This window comes from Rhodococcus sp. I2R (assembly GCF_020889545.1).
Taxonomy (GTDB): domain Bacteria; phylum Actinomycetota; class Actinomycetes; order Mycobacteriales; family Mycobacteriaceae; genus Rhodococcoides.
On the sequence record NZ_JAHUTG010000014.1, the window covers coordinates 92,444 to 117,242 of the forward strand.

Consider the following 24,799-nt stretch of genomic DNA (forward strand, 5'->3'; position numbering starts at 1 on the left):
AAGGGTTCGAGTCGCGACATCTTTTTCGATGCTCGGGAACCTTTCGCGGGCCCGGGTGCATCCAACTATCGACCGCAACGAGAGCAACTCGAAAATACGCCCGAAAGAGGACATGCCATGCAGAACGACGACAAGTCCGTCTACGACAGCACCGACTCCGCCGAGTACGAAGCCAAGCTCGACGCGATCGCCGCCGATCCGAACATGAGTGTCGAGGAAAAAGCCGACGCCATCACCAACGCCATGGAGGAAGAAGTGAACGAAATCTCCGCTGCCAACTCGACATCCGACGACCGGGCAACTGCATCCGAGCCGGCAGCATCGTCGGCCGAGGTGACCGCCGACCCGTCGACCGCCACCTACGGCGACACCGCGGCCAACGCATCGGAATCGGTGCCCCCTGCCGAGGCACCGGTTGCCTCGACGGTCAACGAGACGATCGGGGTCAACGGTCAGGTCGACTACGTCTCGCCACGCGATGTGGACGGCGACGGTCTCGTCGATCTGACTCATTCGCGAGTCGACGGAATCGACACCACCACCCACTATGAGGAAGACGGCACGATCACACTGATAGAGCAGGACACCGACTCGAACGGCACCTACGAGACCGCAGTAGCGCGGCAGTCCGACGGCAGCATCCGCATCGCCGAGGATCTCGACGACGACGGCACGGTCGATCTGGCAACGTTCCACGACCCCGTCAGCGGTGCGCCGGTCCGCCAGGACACCATCGAGGGCAATGCAATCACCGAAACACTGCTGGACGTGAACGGCGACGGTGACGCGGACGTCCTGCTGATCGACTCGAACGGCGACGGCCGGTTCGACACCGCGATGCTCGACTCCGATGCCGACGGCCGCGTCAACGCCACCCTCGTCGACACCGACGGTGACGGCCAATTCGATCTTGGTCAGCTCGACAGCAACGGTGACGGTGATTACGACACCGTGGCCACCAGCGCCGACACGGATCTCGGAAGCATCGAGAGCCTGGAATCCACCATTCCCGCCGACGACAACTACCACGCGCAGGCCGGCACGTATCCGGCCGAATCGCACAACGACCTCTGACCGAGCATTCTTCGAAGACAAAGGGGGCCGACCGATGCACGAGCTCGATACGACCGCGATGTGGCCGTCCGATGCGGCAGATGATCTCGCCGACAGGTTTGTCGCAGAGCAGGTCACCACGGACTACTCCGAGGACAGCATGGCAGTCGCCGCGCTGGTCGGTGCACCGGCCGGCCCCCACCGTGAGGACCAGTACGAACCTGTCGACACACGACCCGAGTCGGGTTCACCCTCCGCGGCCGACTCCCTGGCAACGGGAAACCCTGCACTCGACATCGACCTCTCCGACGTCGACCTCTCCGACGTCGACCTCTCCGACGTCGACCTCTCCGACGTCGATGTTCCGACGTCACCAAGCGATGCCGATGCAGTGCACGGAAACCCTGCGCAATGGACTATCAACTGGTTCTACCAACAGTTCGACGGATACTGTGGCCCCGCGGTCGTCGGACAACTCGTCGCCGAATACACCGAGGCCGACATCAGCGACCCCCGACACCTCGTCGACCGCGCAGTCGAGTTAGGGCTGATGGCCGGTGATGATCCTGCCGGCGGAATGACACTGCCCGACATCGAGATACTTCTCGAAGATCAGGGTGTGCCCGCCTCCATCAGCGCTGGGTCTCTCGACGATCTCCGCTCTGCCCTCGACAACGGGCACGGCGTCGTCGCGATGGTCGACTCCGGAGAGATCTGGAAACCCGAGCACGAAGGCGTCGAAGACAACCGCCCCGATCATGTCCTGGTCGTCGCCGGCATCGACGACGCACGCGGCGTCGTCATCCTCTCCGACCCCGGAGTACCGTACGGCAATCAACTCGAGGTTCCGATCGAGCAGTTCGAGCAGGCCTGGGCCGACTCGGGGCATCAGATGCTCGTAGCCGACGATTCGGATCCCGATTTGATGCCGGCCGGCACCGACTCGACCGCCACGGCACCGCCCGTATCCGACACGCGGACGCCCAGAACGACGGTCATCTCGCTTCGCTCGTGAACCAACAGGCACAATGAACACACCGGACCTCGAGGCGCGCCATCACAGCCCGCAGCCGAGTCGATCGAACAGTAGCGAGGTGAACGATGACCGACGACCACATGGCCTTGTTGCGTGAGCTCGCCGGCGACCTGCCACCGCTTCCCGACGAGGTCTGGAACCGCACTCTCGACGCCGCGTTCGCCCCCTACGCAGCCGTCGATTCCGACCTTGTTCCCGAGATGGACGATCGTCCCATCGTCCCCGACGACGAGGACCTAGTGCTCGACGACGAGGACCTCGTCCCCGACGACACTGTGCTCGACGACACTGTGCTCGACGACACTGTCCCCGACGGCACCGTGCTCGACGACGAAGACACAGTGCTCGACGACGGTGACAGCGAGAGCGACCTTCTCCTGGCCGACGACCTGGGGATCGACACCGACGACGCAGGACCGGGTGACGACCTCGGTCGCCACCTCGATATCGACCTCGGGCATCCCGACCAGCCGGGCGACGACCTGCTTTGACGCGACCTACCGCCGGGCCCTGCAACGCTCCGTGGAAGCTCGATGCTGCCGCGGGCACGCTCACGTCCGCCTGGGTTCGTACCCGTGGGTATTATCTCTCCGCCGGGGTGGACACGGCGGAGATTCGCAGCATCGATCGGGGGGTGGAATGAGCGAGTCAGAGCTGATCGCTGCATGCCGCCTCGGTGATCACCGTGCATTCGCCGACCTCGTCGGCCGATACCGCACCAATGCCTGGCACGTCTGCCTACAGATCACCGGCAACACCCACGACGCCGAAGACGCCTTCCAGGACACCATTACTGCCGCTTGGCAGAATTTGCACAGGTTCCGCGGCGAGGCACGCTTCAGCACCTGGCTGCACCGCATCGCGGTCAATGCCGCCCTCGCTGTCGTACGCCGCCGCAAACCGACCTCGAGCCTCGACGACGACACCACCGACGAGCTGGGCATCGACCTCGGCCACGACCAGCCTCGAATCGACGACCGGGTCGTCACCACATCGGTCGTCCACCAAGCCTTGAACGAGCTGCCCGAGGACTTTCGCGTCGCGATCGTGCTCGCCGAATTCGCCGACCTGCCCTACGCCGACATCGCCGAACATCAAGGTGTGTCGGTGGCGACGGTCAAGACCCGCATCCACCGTGCACGTAAACAGCTCGCCCTCCTGCTCGGTCCCCGTACCGACGTCCACTGACAATCGGGTTGCCGAGCACGAAAAGAGACATCGAACGCGGCAAAAGCCGTCCGGCACATCCCATTCGCTGGGGTGTGCCGGACGGCTCTGAGTTCGAGCTGGCCGCGCTCTACGCTGCGTTCTGGTCGGCCTGTTCGAGGATCAGGTACTGGGCGCTGATCTGTTGGTCGACGTCCTTCTTGTCGTCCGTTCCGTACGCTTCGCCGACATAGCGCCCGTTGACGACCAAGCAATAGTCGGTCGTCCCGTCCGTGGTGTCGTTGCTCAGGCACACTGCGTCGGGAAGCCCCTGCGGCGACGGCGCTTCCACGTATCCCTGAGAGGTGAGGTCATTGCGGAATTCGTCGACGATCATCTGCGCACCGGCGTCATCGGACGCCCGGTAGACGTTGGTCTTGTACACCGCGTTGTGGTCGGAACCGGCCTCGGTGAGAACGCGGTAGGTCAACGGCGGGTTCGTCGAGCGGTGTGACATTCCACGGGGGCCGTAAGAAGCCATGTCGTTACCGGAATCCGCCTGCTCGTCTTCCTCGGGAATGGCGTAGAGGAGGATCTTGTCCTGGTCGATCATGGGCAATTCGGCAGGCTCGCCCCCGTTCTGCGCCAGAGTCGGTTGCGCCGGGAACTGGTCGATGAGTGGGCCCTGCAGATCGAGCGCGCGGGCCACAGCCTGAGCGGTCCACTCTTTCTCGTCGGCGGGCGCTTTGGCCCAGGTGTAGAGCAGGTAGCTGCCGTGCGCGGTGAACGCGTTGACGGACACCTCAGGACCAGCACTGTAGGTGTATTCCGACGTCGAGACCAGAGTATTGGGCAGGATTCCGATCGTCTCCGGGGTCTCGACGCCGGTGCCGTCGGAATCGACGGTGGTCAACCCGGCGTGCATCTCCTGGGCTGCGGCGGCAGCGTCGTCGGAGGTCTCGAAGCGCAGGACCATCTGCACGAGCGAGCGGGACGGGTCGGTGACAGCCGTGGTCGAGGTTGCGGCCGTGGAGACGTACCCGTAGAGCATGCCGTGAGTTTCGGCGACATCGGCAGCATTCCCGCTGAGCACCGCATTGAGGTTCTCGTGGCTGCGGATGACCATCGTGGGCATTTTCACTGTGACCAAGTTCGGGTCCACCTCGAAGGGCACCACGACGAACTCGGCCAATCGCTGGGTTTCCACGTCCAGGATGTTGTCCTTGGTGGCACGACCGAACTCCGGAGCCGGGCTGGTGGGATAGCTTCCGGTATCGAGTGCCGCCGGGTCGACCGCACTGTTCTCCGGGCTCGCATCTCCGCCGGATTTCGCGACGGCAAGGCCGTCTGTGGTGTCGGTGCCGCATCCGACCAGTACCGCACCGGCACAGGCAATGGCCCCTGCATGCCTCAGCCATGTTCTCGTACGCACGCGAAGATCCTCTCGGTTGAAAGCCCGGTCGCATATAACTGTGCCGGGCTCGTTGTCGGTGTCACTGACTGTTGGATGCATCCGGCACCGCACAAGGTTCCCGCACCGAGAGCACCAATTCCTCGCGACCGATCCACGACGGTGCCGACCGGGCACCGTTCCGCACTGCGACGGTGGCCAGGGTTAGAGTCGACACCCGCGCAGATCATGCGCACGGGGGTCGACAATCGAGGGCGAACGAAGCGGAGGGGCAGCGAACGTGAGTGATGTAGCAGCGCCTCCTGCCCCGGCCACAGATCGCGCCGCGGCATTGCTCGAGACGATCACCACCAAGATTCTGCGCCCGTTCCAGTTCGACGCGGTCGCCGACCTCGCCGCTCGCCGCGCCGCGCAGGACCTTGCCCGCACTGTTGTGGTGGTCGGAGAAGTCAAGCGCGGCAAGAGTTACCTCGTCAATGCTCTCGTCGGGGTCCGGGACGCCTCCCCCGTCGGTGTCGACGTGACCACCTCGACGACCTTGTCGTTCACCGACACCGACGCAGGTGCACCGGGCGGGGGCACGGAGTTGATCTATCCCGACCGCACCGAGGCGATCACCCACGCCGACCTGGAGGACTGGGTCTCCTGCGAAGGCGCACGCGTCCGCGATGCCCGAGCGGTGGAGCTGCCGACCCGTGCAGTCGTCGCCGTGCCCGGTAACCGGATGGGGACTACGACGGTCATCGACACTCCCGGTGTCGGCGGCCTCGATCCCTCGTATGCGGCTCTCGCAGCCGACAGCGCAGCGCGAGCATGCGTGGTGGTGATCGTCTGCGACGCCTCCACCCCGCTCACCGCACCGGAGATGGAGTTCATCTCCGGCGCCGGCGCTGGCGTCGAGGCGCTGATCGTGGTGGTGACCAAGACCGACAAGAACGTGCGTCGGTGGAGGCCGATCGTCGAGCAGAACACTGCCCTGCTGCGGGAACATCTGGGTCGCGAAATTCCGGTGCTCGGGGTCTCGAGCCTACGGGCCGTCGCCGCCGCCGAGATGCCACCAGGCGCTTCCCGCGACGCCGCTGAGCATCGTTCCGGGATCACGGCGCTCCGCGCGTTGATAGAGACGAAACTTGCTGTCGCCGGTCAGCTTCCGGCAGCCAGCGGGCTACGGACCGCGGTAGGTGGACTGAGCAGCCTCGCCGACGACCTCGCCGTTCAGATCGCGGCGATCAACGATGCCGCTCGGGTGGTCCCAGATCTGACCGCGCAGCTCGACGAACTGAAAGAGCTCAAAGATCACTCCCAGCAGTGGGAGCAGTATCTCCAACGCGATCTGACGCTGATCCGGCAGAACGCCACCGATGAACTCGATCGACGCCTGGACGGCATCCGCGAGAAGTGGACGAGCAGGATCAACAAGAACGGGATGGAGGTGCTGCGGAAGAATCCGCAGCACTTCACCGCCGAAATGGAGAGGGACTTCCAGTCGGCGATGGCCGAGTCGATGACGGTGTTCCTCGAGCAGCTCTACACCACCATCGTGAAACCGCGATTCGATTCCGATGTGGTGTGGGAGGAGATCTACGAGCAGGTCGTAGCCACCCTGTCCGGCCGCACGCTCGACACGCACTCCGTCGCCGGCAAACGTCATGGCCTGCTCGATCCGTCGATGCTGACCATGGGAGTGATGGGATCGTCGATGCTCGGCGGCATCGTCGGACTCTCCACTGTCGTGGGCGTCGGAGCCGTGGTGGGGATCGCGTGGGTGGGATTCAACCTGGGGTTTCGGGCCATGCGTGCCGGTAAGACGAATTTGCTTGCCTGGATGCGGGAAACGACTGCGGCGACCAAGACAGCGACAGCCCGGACGTTCGAATCGACCATCGCCTTGGCCCGACCGGAGATCGTGATTCGCTATCGCGAGCATCTCAAGACCTCGATCGCACAGTTGCAGACGCAGATCAAGGACGCCGAGGAGAGTGCGCGGTCGGATACTGCCGCGCGGGAAAAGAAACGTGACCGCCTGGAGAACAATCTGAAAGTGGTGAAGGGCAACATCGCCCGCGCCGAAGCCCTCATTGCCGAACTCACTGGAGCGGGGCGATGACTGCGTCCGGAATGCCGCTCGATCCGGTCCGTGCAGGACTCGATCGCGCCCTGCATGCCCTCGCGGCACTCGGCCCGGATTTGGCCGGCCACGCCAACCGCATCGGCGCCATCCTGTGGTCGCCGCCGCGGATCGTCATCGTCGGCCGACTCAAAGCCGGAAAATCGACGTTGGTGAACGCCCTGATCGGTGCGAAGATCGCCGACACCGCCGCGCTCGAAGCCACCAGTGTCGTCTCGGTGTACCAAGAGGGTGCACCAGCCCGCATCGAGGCAGTGCTCCTCGACGGCACCCGGGCACCGGTACCCACCGAACGGGGCCGGATCCACGGCCTCGATATCGCGCCGCACGACATCGCCTACCTGCACCGATGGTTGCCCTCCGCCGCAATCCGCGACTACACCCTCGTCGACACCCCGGGTCTGGCGACGTTGACAGCCGAGAACGAAGCTCGAACCCGGCGGGTCCTCATCGACGGATACGACCAGACCCGCACCGCGTCCGTCGATGCCGACGCCGCAGTGTTCTTGTTCGACGGGGCTCCCCGGGCGGACGAGATCGACTTCCTCCGCCAACTCGGATTCACCCCGTTGACCACCCTGGGAGTGCTCTCGCGCGCAGACGGCTTCGGTGAAGGTGCCCTCGGAGCCCGCGATCCGCTCGCACATGCGGGCGAGCACGCGACGCGGCTGTCGGCCCAGCTCGCCGATACCGTGATGACCGTCGTTCCGATCGCAGGTCTGCTCGCAGAGACCTCGCACACGGGAGCTCTCACCGAAGCCGACGCCCGCGCCCTGCACGCCATGCACGGGATCGACCCGTTCGATCTGATCGACCTGCTCGACTCCGACGACGACGCGCTCGTCCCTCCGCACGTGCGTGGCAGGTTGGTCGACCTGATGGGCGAATACGGCACGATCCACGGCCGCAGCGTCGCCGCACAGGGCGCTGCAGCGCTCAACGACTGGCTCGTCACGCATTCCGGTGTGCCGAGACTGCAGAATCTCCTGGCCTCTCATCTGGGCGTGTTCGCGGCGGTCAAACGCGCCCACCGCATCCTCGGCGAACTCGACCGCCTCGCCTACAGTCGCCCCGAACGCGAGCGCATTCGCGACATCGTCGATCGCCTGCGGTCGGACCCGGCTCTACACACCGTCGTGCTGTTCGGACACCTCGAAGCGATGCTCGGCGCCGATCCGGCGTCCCCGGTCACCCACGAACTACGTCGACTCGTCGAGCACTCCTCGCCAGCGATGAAGCTGGGTCTTTCCCCCACCGCCGGGCCCGACCACGTCCGGGCAGCCGCGCAGGACAAGCTCGCCTGGGCGCACGCCCAAGCCCTCGTCACACTCACCGCTGCCGAAGATGCCGCGCTCGTCGCCCTGATCCACACGTACGGAAACCTGAGCCGCTGACTATCTCCTTCGCGTGCTTCACGGACCAGGAGACACGCAGTCACTTTCGTCACTTCAGCCCCACTCGGACCGATGTGACGTTTGTCACATAACAAGTGGGTAACGGATGAGCAACAGGCGGGCGTCGGTGAAGCTCCAGCGCCACTGCCTGCAGGTTCGTCCGTAACCGAAAACACGGTCCGATACCGACTGCGAACGCCCTCCACAACACAACAGTTATCGAATGGTGACATTGGAGGCCCTGTCCATTACGGTCATCAGCGGCTGAGAAACTTCGGTCACACCGGCTCCCGCAGCGCCAAACCTCGTCCCGCGGGAAACGGCCCCCCAACGAACACCCAGGGGACGAGGACGGGGGACCCACACGTCCTCTCGGATAACCGAAAGACCTGCTCCGGCAGGACTTTCTTGGGGTGAAGCTCAACAATCCCCACCGGGATGGTTGAGCCGGGCTACCTCTCAGCCCGAACCCGACAGCTGACCTCGCAGGCGCCTGTGGAGAGGATTTCAATCGTATGAGCGGACGTCATCGCAAGCCGACCACCACCGGTCGCACCGTGGCCAAGGTCGCCGTCACCGGCGCGATCATGAGCACCGCGGGCATCGCCTTCACCGGCACCGCGACTGCAGCCCCCGATTCCGATTGGGACCGTCTCGCACAGTGCGAAGCAGGCGGCAACTGGGCAATCAACACGGGCAACGGATACCAGGGCGGCCTTCAGTTCGCCCCGAGCACCTGGAACTCGCACGGCGGCCAGCAGTACGCGGCCACCGCCAACCAGGCCTCCCGTGAAGAGCAGATCGCAGTCGCTGAGAAGGTACTCGCCTCGCAGGGCTGGGGCGCATGGCCCTCCTGCTCCTCGAGCCTCGGCCTGAGCAGCGCGCCCACCGAGCGCAGCGTGACGCCTTCGCCGCAGTCCGCTCCGGAAGCACCGCAGCTTCCCGACCTCACCAGCATTCCGACGGTCGACGGCACCGCCGAGGTCGTCGACGGCATCACCAGCGCCGTGCAGACCATCACCAACAACCAGGAGATCGTCACCCTGGTCCAGAATGCGACCGAGGGCATCCAACTCGACCCGCAGATCATCGACTTCTACCAGGCGAACAAGGCATTCCTGCCTCAGTAGAGTTCACCCAGGTACGAGAAAGGCCCCCGATTGCTCGGGGGCCTTTCTCGTTGTCCGGGGCCAGCCGTCAGCGGTTGATGACGGTCACAGGGTGTGCGTAGGGCAGTTGGTCCAGCGGAAGCGGGAACTCGATCTCCTCGCCGTAGGGCGACAAACCTCCCGCCCGTGAGGACGCCAGTTCGGACACCGCATGATCACCGCGCGCGGTTTCCGGCCAGCCTGGATCGACATAGGGCTTCTTCGACTTGTTCACCATGCGCCCATTTTGACACCTGCGCTGCGTCGTACACCAGTCCAGGTCACTAATCTGATGTGCGATGACCGAAACAGCAGCGCCACCGGACCTCGCCACGTGGCTTACGTCCCGTACCGACACAGAACTCGTGGGCCTGCTCACGCTGCGACCAGACCTGACCGTCCCGCCTCCCTCGACCATCGAGGTACTGGCCGGCCGAGCCGAACAACGCGCGTCGATCCTTCGCAGTGCCGACTCCCTCGACACGCTTGCCCTGACCATTCTCGAGCTGCTCTCGATCGAGGGCGCACACGAGATTCCGGTGACACGTGCGCAGCTCGACTCGGGCGTATCGGGCCGCGCGAGCGTCAAGGCCGTGGACGCGGCACTGACCGCGCTCCGCGACCGCGCGCTCGTCTGGGGCCAGCGCACGCTTCGGATGACCCCGGCAGCCCGCGACGCCGTCCCGTGGCGTATCGGCCGCATCCTCGACTCCGCCGACCAGCTGGCACCGGACGACGTCACAGCGGCGCTCGCGACCCTCGACGACAAGGAACGCGGACTACTGGACACCCTCGCCCGGTCGTCACCGGTGGGTCGAACCAGAGACGCGGCACCGGGAACCTCGGCGGACAAGCCCGTCCAGAAGCTGCTGCACGCAGGATTGCTGACCTGGCTCGACGAGCAAACCGTCGAACTTCCCCATCAGGTGGGGCAGGCTCTGCGCGGGGAACCGATGTCGGATCCAACCTCTCTGAAGGCACCCAAACCGCAGACGAGCAAGCACCCGCTGTCCGATGTCAACGCAGCCGCGGCCGGCGAGACACTGGAACTGGTTCGGCACTGTGCGGCCGTCATCGACTGCCTGTCGGTTGCGCCCGCGCCCGCTCTCAAAGCCGGTGGACTCGGGATCCGAGAACTCAAGCGCATCACCAAGGTGACCGGGCTCGACGAGAAGCAGGTCAGTCTGCTCGTCGAACTGCTGGCAGCAGCCTCGTTGATCTCGAGTGGAACGCCGGATCCTCTCCCGTCGAACGACTCGGGTGAGGACTACTGGGCACCGACCTCCGCGGTCGAAGGGTGGGTCGTGGCCACCCCCTCGGCCCGCTGGCACGCGATCGCGTCGAGCTGGCTCGACCTGCAGCGCGCGCCTTGGCTCATTGGCATGCGTGACCCCAACGACAAGCCCGTCGCTGCCCTGTCGGAGGAGGTTCGATCACCGGCCGCACCGCGCGACCGGCGCGCGATCCTCGACTACCTCGCCGGGCTGGGACCGGGAACCGCGACGACGCCGACAGAGGTCTCCCGAGGTCTCGCATGGCAGAGGCCACGCGCGGCTGCTCGGTTCTCGCCGCGCCCCGTTCAGCGAATGCTCGACGAGGCGACGACGCTCGGAATCGTGGCCCGCGGGGCACTGTCGAGCCCCGGCCGCGCGCTGTTGCACGGCGGGGATGCCGAGGCCGCAATGCGCCAGGCCCTGCCCACCCCCGTCGACCACATCCTGTTGCAGGCCGATCTGACGCTCGTGGCGCCCGGTCCTCTCGAACCCGACCTGCACGATCGGATTCAACTCGTTGCCGACGTCGAATCGGCGGGGGCAGCGTCGATGTACCGCATCACCGAGCACAGCCTCCGCCGCGCGCTCGACGTCGGGATGAGCGCCGCCGAACTGCACTCGCTGTTCTCGGTGCATTCACGCACGCCAGTGCCGCAGGGGCTGAGCTATCTCATCGACGACGTCGCACGGCGACACGGACGGCTCCGAGCGGGGGTCGCCTCCTCGTTCGTGCGCTGCGAGGACCCGGCCCTGCTCGCCGAGGTGCTCACCTCGGCCGCAGCCGAGCAGCTGGGACTGCGTGCGCTCGCGCCGACCGTCGCCATCTCGCAGGCCTCGCTGGTGGAGGTCATGAACGTGCTCGGTACCGCGGGATTCGCCCCGGCGGGCGAGGACGCCAACGGCGCCATCGTCGATTTGCGTAGCCGCGGCGCCCGCGTCCCGCTCCGGCGCACCCGGGCGAACTTCCGGAACCCCGCCGTCCCCACCGACGATCAGCTCGGGCGTCTGGTCACCGAACTTCGGGCCGGCGACCGCGCCTCGAAGACCAGCGGGCAGCAGGTCCGCTCGGACGGAACACGAGCGACCGGCACCGCGACGTTGGCGCTGCTGCAGACAGCTGTCAAGGTCAAGCGCAGTGTCACCATCGGGTACGTCGATGCGCAGGGCACGGCGTCGCAACGCGTCGTCGACCCCGTCGGAATAGGCGGCGGCCAGCTCGACGCCTTCGATCCCGCCACCGGCGAGATCCGCAGATTCACACTGCACCGCATCACGTCGGTGGCACTCGTCTGACGCGGCTCCGCCGCACGTGCGTGGAAGTACATAGCGGGTCCCGTATTTCCACGCACATGCGCCGGAGGCGCCAGGTGTGGACAATGGAGAAGTTGCGCACTTTCGTCCGTGACGGGAAGTTCTGTAGGAGGAACCAGTGACCGACGGACCGTTGATCGTCCAGTCCGACAAGACGCTGTTGCTCGAGATCGATCACCCCCTGGCGGGTGAAGCGCGTGGTGCTATCGCCCCGTTCGCGGAGCTCGAACGAGCACCAGAGCACGTCCACACGTACCGGATCACGCCGCTGGCGCTGTGGAACGCTCGAGCTGCCGGACATGACGCGGAACAGGTCGTCGACGCGCTGGTGAACTACTCGCGATATGCGGTACCGCAGCCGTTGTTGGTGGACATCGTTGACACCATGGCCCGCTACGGCAGGCTTCAGTTGGTGAAGAGTCCGATCCACGGCCTCGCCCTCATCAGCCTCGATCGAGCAGTGCTCACCGAGGTCATGCGGCACAAGAAGATCGCACCCATGCTCGGCGCGATGGTCGACGAGGACACAGTCATCGTGCATGCGAGCGAGCGCGGGCACCTCAAGCAGATGCTGCTCAAGATCGGCTGGCCCGCCGAGGACCTCGCCGGCTACGTCGACGGCGAAGCACACCCGATCGAGCTGGACACCGAAGGCGGCAACTGGCACCTCCGCGACTACCAGGAGATGGCGGCCGATTCTTTCTGGGCCGGCGGCTCCGGCGTCGTGGTGCTTCCCTGCGGCGCGGGCAAGACGATGGTCGGCGCCGCTGCCATGGCCAAGGCCAAGGCAACGACCCTCATCCTGGTCACCAACACCGTCGCCGGTCGGCAATGGAAGCGCGAGCTGATCGCGCGGACCTCGCTCACCGAGGAGGAGATCGGCGAGTATTCGGGCGAACGCAAAGAGATCCGACCTGTGACAATCGCCACGTACCAGGTGATCACGCGTCGGACCAAGGGCGAATACAAGCACCTCGAACTCTTCGACTCGCGCGACTGGGGCCTGGTGATCTACGACGAGGTCCACCTGCTTCCCGCTCCGGTGTTCCGGATGACGGCGGATCTGCAGTCACGCCGCAGGCTCGGGCTCACCGCCACGCTGGTGCGCGAGGACGGCCGGGAGGGGGACGTCTTCTCTCTCATCGGACCCAAGCGCTACGACGCACCGTGGAAGGACATCGAGGCGCAGGGCTGGATCGCGCCCGCCGAGTGCATCGAGGTTCGGGTCACTCTCACCGATGCCGAACGGATGGCGTACGCCATCTCCGAACCCGAGGAGCGCTACAAGCTCTGCTCGACGGCGCACACCAAGGTCGCCGTCGTGAAGTCCATCCTCGACAAGCACGTAGGCGCACCGACCTTGGTCATCGGTGCGTACCTCGATCAATTGAACGAGCTCGGTGAAGCCTTGAACGCCCCCGTCATCCAGGGGTCCACCAAGAACAAGGAGCGCGAGGTGCTGTTCGACGCGTTCCGCCGAGGCGAGATTGCGACGCTGGTGGTGAGCAAGGTGGCCAACTTCTCCATCGACCTTCCCGAGGCTTCGGTGGCGGTGCAGGTGTCGGGGACCTTCGGCTCTCGCCAGGAGGAAGCGCAGCGGCTGGGACGGCTGCTGCGTCCGAAGCAGGACGGCGGACAAGCGCACTTCTATTCCGTCGTCTCACGGGACACCCTCGACGCCGAATACGCCGCGCACCGCCAGCGTTTCCTCGCCGAGCAGGGGTACGCCTACCGGATCACCGATGCAGACGACCTGCTCGGTCCCGCAATCTGAGCGCGGCAGGCCGTGCTCGGGCCGCTCGTGCTAGTAATGAGCTTGTGCGCCGATTCCAGTTTCCTGTCGATGTAGCCCACGCCAAGTCCGTGAACGAGACGATCGCCGAGGTGCGGCGGCTCCGCGTTTCGGCGATCGTGACCGCCGTGATTCTGGCGGCAGCGGGTGTGTGGCTGCTCTGGTTGGCCCATACGTGGTCGCTCGTTCTGGGTGCGGTTCTCCTCGTCGCGGCCGCGGCTTCGCTGTGGGTGACGGTGTGGGCGCCGCGCAAGGTCGGGACAGTCGAACAGTTGTACGCGGACAGCCCCCTGGTTCCCGCGATCATCGCAGAGAAAAAGGCCCGGGGCGTGACGCTGCTGGCCTTGGTCGACATCGCGAAGCCCGACGCTGGGTCCCGTCACTACGCGCTCGTGACGCGCAGTGTTCGTGCACTGCCGGGCCACGAGTTGGTCGAGGGCGAGTTGGTTCCCTCGGTATCGGTGCTCGCCGACCGCACTCGCAACCATGCGGGCAAGACCTGGCAGATGGTCTCCCCCATGCCGATCGCGTGGGGCACAGCCGACACCACGGTGATAGAGCGCGCCACCGAAGCGATCACCGAAGCCGAGTGGGCGCTGCTCGTAGCCAACATCGGGATGTCCGAGAAGGTGCGCGGCACAGAGAATCAGCAACTTCTGGTCGACCCGCAGGACATTCCCGAGGATTTGCGGTAGCTCACGAGAGCGCCGGAATGACCTCACGCTCGAACAGTTCGATACCCGACCGATCGTAGGCCGCTTCGGGGAAGTAGAAGATGCCGTAGCCGAGGCCTTCGTTCTTCAGTTTCGTCAGGTTGTCGATGATCTGCTCGGGCGTTCCCACCCCGGGCAGGCCGCGGAAGGCATCGAGCGCTCCCGCTGCCTTCTCGGCGCCGACATACCCGGACAGACGATCCTCGAGTTGCTTCAATCGATCCGCCACCTCGGCCTCCGAGGTGCCGATGGCAACGTTGTAGTTGGCCGAGCGCACGATGGTCTCGAAATCGCGGCCGACGCTCTCGCAGTGACCTTTCAGCAGATCCGACTTGCGAGTGAAGCCGTCGAGGGTGCCGTCGAAATTGGTGTAGTCGGCGTACCGGGCCGCGATCTTCAGCGTCACCTTCTCGCCGCCGCCGGCGATCCAGATGGGGATACCGCCCTCCTGCAGCGGCTTGGGCCAAACGCGTGCGCCGTCCACCGAAAAGTACTTGCCGTCGAGCGTCGCCGACCCCGTCTCCCAGGCCTGCTTGAAAATCTGCACTCCCTCGGAGAGCGCACCGAGGCGCTCCCCACCCGAGGGGAACCCGTACCCATACGCCCGCCACTCGTGCTCGTACCAGCCTGCACCTATCCCCATCTCCACGCGTCCGCCCGAGATGAGATCGATGGTGGCAGCCACCTTCGCCAGATACGCCGGATTGCGGTAACCCATCGCCGTACACATCTGACCGAGACGGATGCGCGACGTCGACGCCGCGAACGCCGACATCAGCGTCCACGCCTCGTGGGTCGCTTCCTCGGTGGGCTCGGGGACAGTGTGGAAATGGTCGTAAACCCACACCGATTCCCACGGCCCCGCGTCGGCAGCCGTCGCGAGATCTCGCATGACGTTCCACTGCGCAGCTGGGTCGATACCGACCAGATCGAGCCGCCAACCTTGAGGAATGAAGAGTCCGAATCGCATAGGACAACACTACCGACGGTGACCGACACCGGGCCTACACTTTCACCCATCATGAGCGCGCTCGCCGAACGATTCGACTCACACCGAAATCACCTGCTGTCCGTGGGTTACCGCATCACCGGGAGCGTCGCCGACGCCGAGGACGCGGTACAGGAGAGCTGGCTGCGGCTGCGCGGCACCGATCACGAATCCATCGACGACCTGCGCGGCTGGCTCACCACGGTGGTAGGACGCATCTGTCTCGACCGACTGAAGTCGGCCGCGGTTCGACGCGAAAGCTATGTTGGGCAATGGCTTCCGGAACCCGTGGTGGGAGCGTGGAACGCAGGGAGCGGCGCTGCGCCCGATCCCCTGGACTCCGTCGTCCGCAGCGAGGATGCGCGCTTGGCCGCGATGGTCGTCCTCGACACCCTGACGCCGCCCCAACGCGTCGCCTTCGTGCTGCACGACGGATTCTCCGTCCCGTTCGGCGACATCGCGTCCATTCTCGGTGTGACACCCGCATCCGCCCGGCAACTCGCCTCTCGTGCACGCCGCCAGTTCGGTGATGCCCCGGACCCTGTCCCGGACACCGAGCACGACAATGCCGTCACCAGGCTCATGGCGGCCATGGCAAGCGGCGACCTCGATCGCGTCGTCGATGCCCTGCACCCGGACTGCCGCTTGATCGGCGACAGCGGCGGTACGACGCGCACCGCCCGCCGGATCGTGCTCGGCCCCGACAAGTGCGCGCGCTTCTACCTCGGCCTGATCTCGAAATACGGGCCGCAGACACTCACCTCGATGCGACTGGCATCGGTCAACGGACAACTCGGCTATTTCACGGCCGGGCTGGGCGGCGAGACCGGCTTCCCGGCCCGCGCGGGCGGCTTCACCGTCCGCGACGGCGTGGTCTGGGCATTCTACGACTTCGCGAACCCTGAAAAGCTCCACGGCGTCGATTCGGCACTCACCGCTCCCACGGCACCCGGCACGACTCCCCCGAGCTGAACCCCTGTTCGGCAACGCCGAGAGCAGAATTGACTCGGGCTCGCATGTTCTCCAGTCCGATCTGATAGCTCAACTCCACAACACCTGCACGGCCGAACCTGCGCTCCAGATCGACAACCTGCGCATCCGTCACCTCCACCGGAGTGGCAGTCATCGCGTCCGCGTAAGCGATGGCCGCACGCTCGTCCTCGCTGTATCGGGGCGAGGTCTCGTAGCTGCCAATCTCCCGCAGACGATCGACATCGAGTCCGTCCAGGCGCTGCAGCATCGTCCCGAAATCGACGCACCACTGGCAGCCCAGCACCCACGCAACTCGATACACGGCAAGTTCACGCACGCTCGCGGGCAGCGAGGTCGACGCCTTCTCCACCGCCAGTTCGTGAGTGAGCGAAACGAAGAACAATCGGGAATGGTGGGCCGTCACCGCAAACGGTTCCGGCACCGCTCCGAGCCTCCTGGCAGCGGCCCGATACGCCATCCGAACCAGGAACGATGCATCCTGCGGGGCGACTGAAGGTATACGCGACATGGTGTTCTCCTCGGCTGTGGGCAGTAGCGGATACCACTCGGACGAGGCGGACGCCCAGAATGTGACACCAGCTACGCTGCAATAATGTCCGCGGAGCTGCCCAACCGAACCGTCGAACGTCTCCGTCCCTTCGGATCGACCGTTTTCGCCGAGATGACCGCACTGGCCGTCGCAACGGGTGCAGTCAACCTCGGACAGGGGTTCCCCGACACCGACGGCCCCGCGTCCATGCTCGCCGCGGCGCAGGACGCTATCGCAGCAGGCCTCAATCAGTACGCGCCCGGAGCCGGCATGCCGGTGCTGCGCAATGCCATCGCCGCCGACCGCGCCCGTCGATCGAACATCCAGTACGACCCCGCAACCGAAATTCTGGTCACCGTGGGCGCAACCGAAGGCATCGCGGCCGCGATACTCGGGCTCGTCGAGGCAGGTGACGAAGTACTGCTGATCGAACCGTATTACGACTCGTACGCGGCAGCGATCGCACTCGCCGGTGCCCGACGCAGGACAGTCCCCCTCGTGGCGGACGGATCGGGTTACGCCGTCGATCTCGATGCACTCGAACGCGCCATCGGCCCCGACACCACACTGCTGATCGTCAACTCACCACACAACCCGACAGGAACCGTCTTCACCCGCGCCGAACTCACCCGTATCGCCGAAATCGCTTGCAAACACAACCTTCTGGTACTCACCGACGAGGTGTACGAACGCTTGGTCTTCGACGGGCCATCCTCTGGTCATTCCGCAGGCTCCACTCCCGCATCTTCTGGTCATTCCGCAGGCTCCACTCCTGCATCTTCTGGTCATTCCGCAGGCTCCACTCCTGTCCATGTACCGCTCGCGACGCTCCCCGGCATGTTCGAGCGCACTGTCACCGTCTCCAGCGCGGCGAAAACCTTCAACGCAACCGGCTGGAAGACCGGATGGGCTCTGGGCCCGGCGAATCTCATCGACGCGGTGCGCTCGGCAAAGCAGTTCATGACGTTCGTCGGCGGCACCCCGTTTCAACCCGCTGTCGCGCACGCCCTCGAGCACGAGGATCAATGGGTCGCCGAGCTCCGCCGCGGGCTACAACGCAAACGGGACCGCCTCTCGACCTCGCTCACGAAGGCCGGTTTGACGGTGAAGGCAAGCGCGGGAACCTATTTCGTATGCGCCGACGTGGCCCCACTCGGCGAGACCGACGCCGTCGCCTTCTGCCGGTCGCTTCCCGCTCGCATCGGTGTCGCAGCTGTGCCCGTTACTGCCTTCGTGGACCAGCCCGAGCCATGGAAGACGCTGGTGCGCTTCGCGTTCTGCAAAAAGGACGATGTGCTCGACGAGGCAGCCGAGCGGCTGCTCGAACTTTGAGCCGACGATGACCCCACGGACCATTCCCGCCGACTTCGTCGTCAAAGCTGTCTCGCTTGCCGCGAGCGGTGGCGTCGACCTGTCCTATCCACTGTCGGTCGCCGGAATCGGCCCGCGCACACTACGGGACCCCCATTCTCGGCTCACCGCAGAACAGGTGACGTTGTTCACCCAGGCTACGTGGCAGCTCACCGACGACGAACTCTTCGGCCTGGCGTCGACACCCATGCGTCGCGGCAGCTTTCGAGTGATCTGCCTGACGCTGATCCACTCACCCGACCTGGCAGCGGCAATGGAACGGATGTCGGAAACCACGCGAGTTCTCTCGGGTATGCCGCCGATGCTGATCACCCGCGGTGAGACCGCAACACGGCTGACGATCCCGCCCGCCGACAACAGCCACCTCCCCGAGAGTGCCCGCGTCATCGCCGGACAACTGCTCACCGACTTCCGCATGGTCCTGGTGCACCGTTTTGCCGCTTGGCTGATCGGCGGACGGGTGAAGCTCCACTCTGTGGAGCTCCCCTACGACATGGCCGACCCGGCAACCGGAAAGCTGTACGACCGAATGTTCGGCGCACACGTCACGTTCGGCGCTCCCGCTGCGGTGCTCGAATTCGACAATTCCGCGATGCGCGCCCCGATCGTGCAGACCGAGGAGTCCCTCGCGGACTACCTCCGCGAGTCACCCAACCTCCTCTTCACCGCCCGCGACTACGACAGCACAGCCTCCTCGCAGGTTCGGCGGGCACTCGAACTCGGGCTACAGGGCCGAAACCCGGCGACCGACGACATCGCCGACATGCTGTCTGTGAGCGCGGCGCACCTACGCAGACTTCTTCGCCAGGAAGGCACCTCGGTCAATCAGATTCGCGAGGAGGTGCTGCGCGATGCAGCGATCTCGGGCCTGAGCCGCGGCGACTCGGTCGACGACATCTCCGGCAGGCTCGGCTTCTCGGAACCGTCCTCGTTCAGACGAGCGTTCAAGCGATGGACCGGGCAAACCCCCGGTGCGTATCGCTAGCCCACGCAGAACTCGTTGCCCTCCGGGTCTGCCATGGTGATCCAGACGCTGGGCCCCAGCTGCCCACGGTGGAGGATCGAAGCCCCTGCCCCGACGAGATTCTGAGCCACCGACTCACGGTCTTCACCGGCCCGAATGTCGAAGTGCATACGATTTTTGACGGATTTCTCCTCGGGCACCGACTGAAAGAGAACACGCGGGCTGTCGGGTTTGTCCGGGTCGATGATTGCGGCGCCGATCCTCCACACCAGCTGCCCGTCGAACATCAATGTGTCCTCCTCGCGGGCATGGCCGGCAGCAACAAGGCCGGCAATGAACTCGCCGTCGGACGGCTCGACTTGCCATCCGAGGGCGGCAGCCCACCATTTGGCCTGCTCATGCGGGTTTCTGCTGTCGACTACCACCTGCACCTGAAGTCCCATGCACCCACGATAGGGCAGGGCTACGACAGCAAGTCGAAAAGGCTGGAACGTATGTTCGAATAGCGCTACTGTGGTCTGCATGAGCGTGGAACTGCAGGGTTCGCTGTTCACCGATGCAGAGGCATCCTTCGGCCAACTCGGGTCCTCGGTCACTCGGCGCATGCTGAGCCGCGGCGCATGGGTCGACGTGCGACCGGGCTGGGCGAGCCAGGTCGACCTCTTCGACCGACTCGTCGACGGTGTCGACTGGCGCGCAGAACGGCGCCAGATGTACGACCGCGTCGTCGACGTTCCGCGCCTGGTCCGCTTCTACTCGAGTGGCGAACGGTGGCCCGACCCGGCCCTCGTCGATGCGAAAAGCGCGCTGGATGCGCACTACCGAGGTGAACTCGGTGAGGAGTTCGCCACCGCAGGCCTGTGCTACTACCGCGACGGGTCCGACAGCGTGGCATGGCACGGCGACAACATCGGCCGCAGCGCCGTCGAGGACACGATGGTCGCGATCCTGTCACTCGGCGCCACCCGGCAGTTGATGCTCAGACCACGCGGCGGCGGGGCGTCACTGAAATTCACACTGGGACACGGAGACCTCATCGTCATGGGTGGCTCGTGCCAACGGACATGGGAACACGCCGTCCCCAAGAGCACCCGCGCGACCGGCCCACGCGTGAGCGTGCAGTTCCGGCCGCGCGGCGTGCGTTAACCCTGCCGCTGCTCGCGGCGGCGAGCGACGGCGTCGGCGAGAGTGTCCAGCTGGGTCGCCGTGGTCTCCCAGTCGAGGCACGCATCGGTGATCGACTGACCGTACGTCAGCTCGTCCTTGTGGCCGAGGGTCAGATCCTGACGCCCCGCCTCGATGAAGCTCTCCAACATGACGCCGCTGATACCCGCCTCACCCTCGGCGAGACGACGCGCGACATCGGTCACGACGTCGACCTGCTTGTTGTGATCCTTGCGGCTGTTGCCGTGGCTCGCATCGATCACGAGGCGCTCGGGCAGATTGCTCTTGCGCAGGCGCGCAACGGTATCGGCGACGGACGCCGCGTCGTAGTTCGGTCCGTCGGTGCCGCCGCGGAGGATGACGTGACAGTCGGGGTTTCCGGTGGTGCGGATCAACGCGGCCTGGCCGTCGAGATCGGTTCCCGGGAAAACGTGGCTCGACGCCGCCGCCCGCGTTCCATCGACCGCTACCTGAACATCGCCCTCGGTCGAGTTCTTGATACCGACGGGCATCGACAGTGCGCTGCAGAGTTGACGGTGCACCTGACTGGCCGCGGTACGTGCACCGATGGCGCCGTAGCTGACGAGGTCGGCGATGTACTGCGGAGTGATCGGATCGAGGAACTCGCATCCCACCGGCAGGCCCAGCGCAGAGATGTCGACCAGAAGCTGGCGCCCCACGCGCAGTCCCGAGTTGATATCGAACGAGCCGTCGAGATGCGGGTCGTTGATCAGACCCTTCCAGCCCAGCGTCGTGCGCGGCTTCTCGAAGTAGACGCGCATGACGATGTGCAGCCGGTCACCTAGTTCGGTCGCCTTCACCGCGAGCCTGCGGGCGTAGTCCATCGCGGCAGCAGTGTCGTGCACCGAGCACGGCCCGACGATGACGATCAGTCGGTCGTCACGCCCGTCGAGGATGTCGACGACACCGTCGCGGCCGCGCCGCACGGTCGCCGACACGGCGTCGTCCGCGGCGTGCTCGCGGCGCAGCAGAGACGGGGCGACGAGGGGGCTGATGCTGATGGTGCGCTGGTCGTCCAGTGCGGTATCGGTCGGGTTGATCTCGATTGTCATGGGATCTTCTACTTTCCCAGACCGGCTCTCGGTGAGCTCCACGCGCGCTTCGAGCCGGTCTGCATCCGGCTCGTGGGGTGGGGGCTTCAGCGCATGGCGTCGCTGGCTGACCCACCCGGGGCCGGCCTGCTAAACCAAAAATATCCGCGCTGCATGGGCAGAAGGCTAACACCGGCCCATTCGGCGCCGGTGCGCGGGTGGTTCCGCCGTCCTAACCCCGCGACGCTGAAATTCACTAGAGGAGTCAGATCAGGATAGCGTTACCTCACTCCAACACCATCAGAAGAGGACCTGTGAAACGACTACCACTCGTACTGTCCATCACCATGGCGGTAGCCCTCGTCGGCGCCTGCGGATCCGGCGACATCGAGACCACCGAACCCGTAACCACAACAGCGAGCGCGAGCGCGAGCGAGCCGACCACGGACGCACCCGGCCCGTCGGGCATGCCCGACGGCATGGGCTCGCCCGGTGTCGACGACGGCGTATTCCCGCGCACAGTAGGTCATTTCGGTGGATCCACCGACATCCCGGCCGAGCCTGAGCGCGTAGTCGTGATCGCAACCGGCCAACTCGATGCGGCGCTCACCCTGGGCGTCGTGCCTGTCGGCGTCGCGTATGGAGACGGCGCGGGCCTCGTTCCGGAGTATCTCGAGCGCGAGTTTCCGGAATACGTCGACCGCATGGTCGATTTCGTCGATGTCGGAGTTCGCCAGTCGCCCAACCTCGAGGCAATCGCAGCGCTCGAGCCGGATCTGATCCTCGCCAACGAGGCTGGATCGGAGGAGCTTTACCCGACGCTGTCGGCGATCGCCCCCACAGTGCTCACCGAGGGCACCGGCGTGAACTGGAAGCAAGACTTCCTGCTCCTGGCAGATGCCGTCGGACGAAGCACGCAAGCGCAGACCTTCCTCGACGAATTTGCCTCCCGAGCAACCGATCTCGGCGGCAAACTGGGCGCCGATGCGCCGACCGTCTCGTTCGTGCGCTTCAACGCGGACCGCGCCCGGGTATTCGGCACGGCATCCTTCGCCGGGTTCATCGCCTGGGACGCACGCCTGGCCCGCCCAGCGAGTCAGCAGTTCGACAAGACCAGCCAGGACTTCAGCGAGGAGCAGATCCAGCTCGCCGATGCCGACTGGGTCTTCGTCGGCAGCCAGGACACCGGCCCAGGCTCCAAGGCACAGACGTTCACCTCCAATCCGCTCTGGACCGGAATGAGCGCGTCGACAGCGGAGCACGTCGTGTCGGTCGAGGACGACCCGTGGTATCTCAACGCAGGTCCCACCGCAGCCACCATCGTGCTCGAAACACTCACCGAAACCCTGACGCGCTGAGGCGCTGAGGCGCTGGCATCCACATAAAGGTTGCGCACAACTTAACCGTGCACTACCGTTGTTGGCGTGACCAACGAACTCGCGCTCGATCGCCAGGTGTGCTTCGCGTTGTACTCCGCATCGCGGGCTACCACCGCGGTGTATCGCCCGATGCTCGAACGCCTCGGCATCACGTACCCGCAGTACCTGGTTCTGCTGGTCCTGTGGGAGAAGGACGGCCGCGGTGTCCGCGAGATCGGTGCCGCACTCGATCTCGACACAGGCACGCTCTCGCCTCTGCTCAAACGACTCGAGCGACTGGGCTTCATCGAGCGGCGACGCCTCGTCACCGACGAGCGCCGCGTCGAGATTCACCTGACCGACGCCGGAAGCGCGTTGCGTCAGCAGGCGCTGGACATTCCCAGGCAGCTGGCCGGCAATACCGGCATGGCTGTCGCAGATCTGGAAAAACTCCGCGACGCGTTGGTCGCGCTGACCACCGCGCTTCACAGCACCGCAGTTCACACAACCGACCCCGGTACAACGGAAGGCAACCCCTCATGAAGACTGTGTACACAGCCGAAGCTCTGGCAACCGGCGAAGGCCGCAACGGAAGAACACGCAGTTCGGACGGCCGACTCGACTTCGATCTCGCCATCCCCGAGGCGATGGGCGGCAGCGGGCAGGGCACCAACCCCGAGCAACTGTTCGCTGCCGGCTACGCTGCCTGCTTCCACTCGGCGTTGCAGATGGTCGCCCGCCAGAACAAGGCCGACATCACCGATTCCTCCGTCGGCGCCCGAGTCGGCATCGGCCCCAACGACGCGGGCGGATTCGCGCTCGAAGTGACACTCGAGGTGACGCTCCCCAAGCTCGGACACGACGAAGCCCAGGCCCTCGCGGACAAGGCCCACCAGGTCTGCCCGTACTCCAATGCGACGCGCGGAAACATCGACGTCACAGTAACCGTCACAGACGACTGAAATGGGAATGCACATGAAAGCCACAGAAATTCACCTTGCCTCCCGTCCCACCGGTGAACCCGTTTCGGACAACTTCCGTACCGTCGTCACCGAGCTCCCGCCGCTCGAGGACGGTCAAATTCTCGTTCGCAACACCGTCATGTCCGTCGATCCGTACATGCGCGGAAGGATGAACGACGTCAAGTCGTATGTTCCTCCGTTCGCACTCGACGCACCGCTCGATGGCGGCGCGGTCGGCGAGGTCGTCGAATCACGTTCGGACGCATTTGCCGTCGGCGACGCAGTGTCACACGGTAAGGGTTGGCGGGATCTCGCGATCCTGCCCGCCAAGTCGGCACGAAAGGTCGACCTGAGCAAGGCCAAGGCCTCCGCTTACCTTGGCGCTCTCGGAATGACCGGCCTCACAGCCTATGCCGGACTGACTTCCGTCGCGCAGTTCAAGGAGGGTGACACCGTCTTCGTCTCCGGCGCCGCCGGTGCGGTGGGCTCACTCGTCGGCCAGATCGCCAAGGCGCTCGGCGCTTCTCGCGTCATCGGCAGCGCCGGTTCGCCGGCGAAGGTGAAGCGGTTGCGCGAACTCGGATTCGACGCAGCCTTCGACTATCACGACGGACCGGTACGCAAGCAGTTGGCAGAGGCCGCACCGGACGGCATCGATGTGTACTTCGACAACGTCGGCGGCGAACACCTCGAAGCTGCGATCGGGAGCGCCAACAAGTATGCGCGATTCGCGCTGTGCGGTGCGATCTCTCAGTACAACGCCACCGAACCGACACCGGGCCCGCGCAACTTGGCCCTGGCGATCGGCCAGGAGCTCACGTTGAAGGGCTTCATCGTCGGGTCCTACAACCACCTCGCCGGAGAGTTCGGCGAAAAGATGGCCCAATGGCTCGCCGACGGTGTCGTCGAGTGGGACGAGACCGTCGTCGACGGTCTGGAGAATGCTCCGAAGGCGTTCATCGGGCTGCTCCGCGGTGAGAACACCGGGAAGATGATCGTCTCGATCTGACGA

General features: G+C 65.3%; 24 protein-coding genes and 1 riboswitch. Of the genes, 18 read left to right on the forward strand and 6 right to left on the reverse strand.

What is annotated here, in order from left to right; all coding sequences use genetic code 11:
- Positions 1-117: 117 nt before the first annotated feature.
- The 4 genes from KVY23_RS16085 to KVY23_RS16100 all read left to right on the forward strand — a co-directional run bounded on the left by KVY23_RS16085 (position 118) and on the right by KVY23_RS16100 (position 3,277).
- Positions 118-1,074: a VCBS repeat-containing protein gene (locus KVY23_RS16085; RefSeq protein ID WP_230557410.1), complete on the forward strand. Its 957-nt coding sequence runs from the start codon at positions 118-120 to the stop codon at positions 1,072-1,074.
- Positions 1,075-1,108: 34 nt separating this feature from the next.
- Positions 1,109-2,068: a C39 family peptidase gene (locus KVY23_RS16090; protein WP_230557411.1), complete on the forward strand. Its 960-nt coding sequence runs from the start codon at positions 1,109-1,111 to the stop codon at positions 2,066-2,068.
- An 86-nt stretch (positions 2,069-2,154) separates the two neighbouring features.
- Complete coding sequence (locus KVY23_RS16095; RefSeq protein ID WP_230557412.1) at positions 2,155-2,580, forward strand: hypothetical protein; 426 nt, start codon at positions 2,155-2,157, stop codon at positions 2,578-2,580.
- Between the two features lie 148 nt (positions 2,581-2,728).
- On the forward strand, positions 2,729-3,277 hold the full coding sequence (locus KVY23_RS16100) for an RNA polymerase sigma factor (protein WP_230557413.1): 549 nt from the start codon (positions 2,729-2,731) through the stop codon (positions 3,275-3,277).
- Between the two features lie 109 nt (positions 3,278-3,386).
- On the opposite strand, the gene KVY23_RS16105 is transcribed toward KVY23_RS16100, so the two are convergent.
- Complete coding sequence (locus KVY23_RS16105) at positions 3,387-4,667, reverse strand: hypothetical protein (protein WP_230557414.1); 1,281 nt, start codon at positions 4,665-4,667, stop codon at positions 3,387-3,389.
- A gap of 259 nt (positions 4,668-4,926) precedes the next feature.
- Here KVY23_RS16105 and KVY23_RS16110 point away from each other — a divergent pair, with 259 nt between their 5' ends.
- The 3 genes from KVY23_RS16110 (at position 4,927) to KVY23_RS16120 (ending at position 9,298) form a co-directional block, all read left to right on the forward strand.
- Entirely contained in the window at positions 4,927-6,753 is a 1,827-nt protein-coding gene (locus KVY23_RS16110) for a dynamin family protein (RefSeq protein WP_230557415.1), read from the forward strand.
- Entirely contained in the window at positions 6,750-8,168 is a 1,419-nt protein-coding gene (locus tag KVY23_RS16115; protein ID WP_230557416.1) for a GTPase, read from the forward strand. Before KVY23_RS16110 ends, KVY23_RS16115 begins: the two co-directional genes overlap by 4 nt.
- 286 nt (positions 8,169-8,454) lie before the next feature.
- Positions 8,455-8,676, forward strand: a riboswitch (cyclic di-AMP (ydaO/yuaA leader).
- A gap of 7 nt (positions 8,677-8,683) precedes the next feature.
- A complete protein-coding gene (locus KVY23_RS16120) occupies positions 8,684-9,298 on the forward strand; it encodes a transglycosylase family protein (RefSeq protein WP_230557417.1) in 615 nt (204 codons plus the stop codon).
- Positions 9,299-9,365: 67 nt separating this feature from the next.
- Here KVY23_RS16120 and KVY23_RS16125 read toward each other — a convergent pair whose 3' ends face one another.
- A complete protein-coding gene (locus tag KVY23_RS16125) occupies positions 9,366-9,554 on the reverse strand; it encodes a hypothetical protein (protein ID WP_206510939.1) in 189 nt (62 codons plus the stop codon).
- A gap of 61 nt (positions 9,555-9,615) precedes the next feature.
- On the opposite strand from KVY23_RS16125, the gene KVY23_RS16130 reads away from it, so the two are divergent.
- The 3 genes from KVY23_RS16130 (at position 9,616) to KVY23_RS16140 (ending at position 14,388) form a co-directional block, all read left to right on the forward strand.
- Entirely contained in the window at positions 9,616-11,883 is a 2,268-nt protein-coding gene (locus KVY23_RS16130) for a helicase-associated domain-containing protein (protein ID WP_230557418.1), read from the forward strand.
- Positions 11,884-12,019: 136 nt separating this feature from the next.
- The gene (locus KVY23_RS16135) at positions 12,020-13,675 is read left to right on the forward strand and encodes a DNA repair helicase XPB (protein WP_075841067.1); all 1,656 of its coding nucleotides are present in this window, start codon (positions 12,020-12,022) and stop codon (positions 13,673-13,675) included.
- A gap of 44 nt (positions 13,676-13,719) precedes the next feature.
- Positions 13,720-14,388 carry a DUF3239 domain-containing protein gene (locus KVY23_RS16140; RefSeq protein WP_230557419.1) on the forward strand — a complete coding sequence of 223 codons (669 nt, stop codon included), beginning with the start codon at positions 13,720-13,722 and terminating at the stop codon, positions 14,386-14,388.
- Between the two features lies 1 nt (position 14,389).
- On the opposite strand, the gene KVY23_RS16145 is transcribed toward KVY23_RS16140, so the two are convergent.
- Positions 14,390-15,376 carry an LLM class F420-dependent oxidoreductase gene (locus KVY23_RS16145; protein WP_230557420.1) on the reverse strand — a complete coding sequence of 329 codons (987 nt, stop codon included), beginning with the start codon at positions 15,374-15,376 and terminating at the stop codon, positions 14,390-14,392.
- Positions 15,377-15,427: 51 nt separating this feature from the next.
- Between KVY23_RS16145 and KVY23_RS16150 the strand changes: the two genes are divergently transcribed.
- Positions 15,428-16,366, forward strand: coding sequence for a sigma-70 family RNA polymerase sigma factor (locus KVY23_RS16150; protein WP_230557421.1), 939 nt, complete (start codon positions 15,428-15,430; stop codon positions 16,364-16,366).
- Here KVY23_RS16150 and KVY23_RS16155 read toward each other — a convergent pair.
- The gene (locus KVY23_RS16155; RefSeq protein ID WP_230557422.1) at positions 16,326-16,895 is read right to left on the reverse strand and encodes a carboxymuconolactone decarboxylase family protein; all 570 of its coding nucleotides are present in this window, start codon (positions 16,893-16,895) and stop codon (positions 16,326-16,328) included. The two genes, KVY23_RS16150 and KVY23_RS16155, sit on opposite strands and share 41 nt — an antisense overlap.
- 84 nt (positions 16,896-16,979) lie before the next feature.
- Here KVY23_RS16155 and KVY23_RS16160 point away from each other — a divergent pair, with 84 nt between their 5' ends.
- Together KVY23_RS16160 and KVY23_RS16165 are read left to right on the forward strand one after the other, a co-directional pair.
- On the forward strand, positions 16,980-18,248 hold the full coding sequence (locus KVY23_RS16160; RefSeq protein ID WP_230557423.1) for an aminotransferase class I/II-fold pyridoxal phosphate-dependent enzyme: 1,269 nt from the start codon (positions 16,980-16,982) through the stop codon (positions 18,246-18,248).
- Positions 18,249-18,255: 7 nt separating this feature from the next.
- Positions 18,256-19,272: an AraC family transcriptional regulator gene (locus tag KVY23_RS16165; protein WP_230557424.1), complete on the forward strand. Its 1,017-nt coding sequence runs from the start codon at positions 18,256-18,258 to the stop codon at positions 19,270-19,272.
- On the opposite strand, the gene KVY23_RS16170 is transcribed toward KVY23_RS16165, so the two are convergent.
- A complete protein-coding gene (locus tag KVY23_RS16170) occupies positions 19,269-19,694 on the reverse strand; it encodes a VOC family protein (RefSeq protein WP_075841064.1) in 426 nt (141 codons plus the stop codon). The two genes, KVY23_RS16165 and KVY23_RS16170, sit on opposite strands and share 4 nt — an antisense overlap.
- Before the next feature lie 79 nt (positions 19,695-19,773).
- Between KVY23_RS16170 and KVY23_RS16175 the strand changes: the two genes are divergently transcribed.
- Entirely contained in the window at positions 19,774-20,397 is a 624-nt protein-coding gene (locus KVY23_RS16175) for an alpha-ketoglutarate-dependent dioxygenase AlkB (protein WP_230557425.1), read from the forward strand.
- Here the strand turns inward: KVY23_RS16175 and KVY23_RS16180 are convergent.
- Positions 20,394-21,488, reverse strand: coding sequence for a 3-deoxy-7-phosphoheptulonate synthase (locus tag KVY23_RS16180; RefSeq protein WP_075841062.1), 1,095 nt, complete (start codon positions 21,486-21,488; stop codon positions 20,394-20,396). The genes KVY23_RS16175 and KVY23_RS16180 overlap by 4 nt on opposite strands.
- 293 nt (positions 21,489-21,781) lie before the next feature.
- Here KVY23_RS16180 and KVY23_RS16185 point away from each other — a divergent pair, with 293 nt between their 5' ends.
- The 4 genes from KVY23_RS16185 (at position 21,782) to KVY23_RS16200 (ending at position 24,796) form a co-directional block, all read left to right on the forward strand.
- Positions 21,782-22,825: an ABC transporter substrate-binding protein gene (locus tag KVY23_RS16185; RefSeq protein WP_230557426.1), complete on the forward strand. Its 1,044-nt coding sequence runs from the start codon at positions 21,782-21,784 to the stop codon at positions 22,823-22,825.
- Positions 22,826-22,891: 66 nt separating this feature from the next.
- The gene (locus KVY23_RS16190) at positions 22,892-23,368 is read left to right on the forward strand and encodes a MarR family winged helix-turn-helix transcriptional regulator (RefSeq protein WP_230557427.1); all 477 of its coding nucleotides are present in this window, start codon (positions 22,892-22,894) and stop codon (positions 23,366-23,368) included.
- Complete coding sequence (locus tag KVY23_RS16195; protein WP_206510949.1) at positions 23,365-23,787, forward strand: organic hydroperoxide resistance protein; 423 nt, start codon at positions 23,365-23,367, stop codon at positions 23,785-23,787. Before KVY23_RS16190 ends, KVY23_RS16195 begins: the two co-directional genes overlap by 4 nt.
- A 7-nt stretch (positions 23,788-23,794) precedes the next feature.
- Positions 23,795-24,796, forward strand: coding sequence for an NADP-dependent oxidoreductase (locus KVY23_RS16200; protein ID WP_308071045.1), 1,002 nt, complete (start codon positions 23,795-23,797; stop codon positions 24,794-24,796).
- Positions 24,797-24,799: the final 3 nt, after the last annotated feature.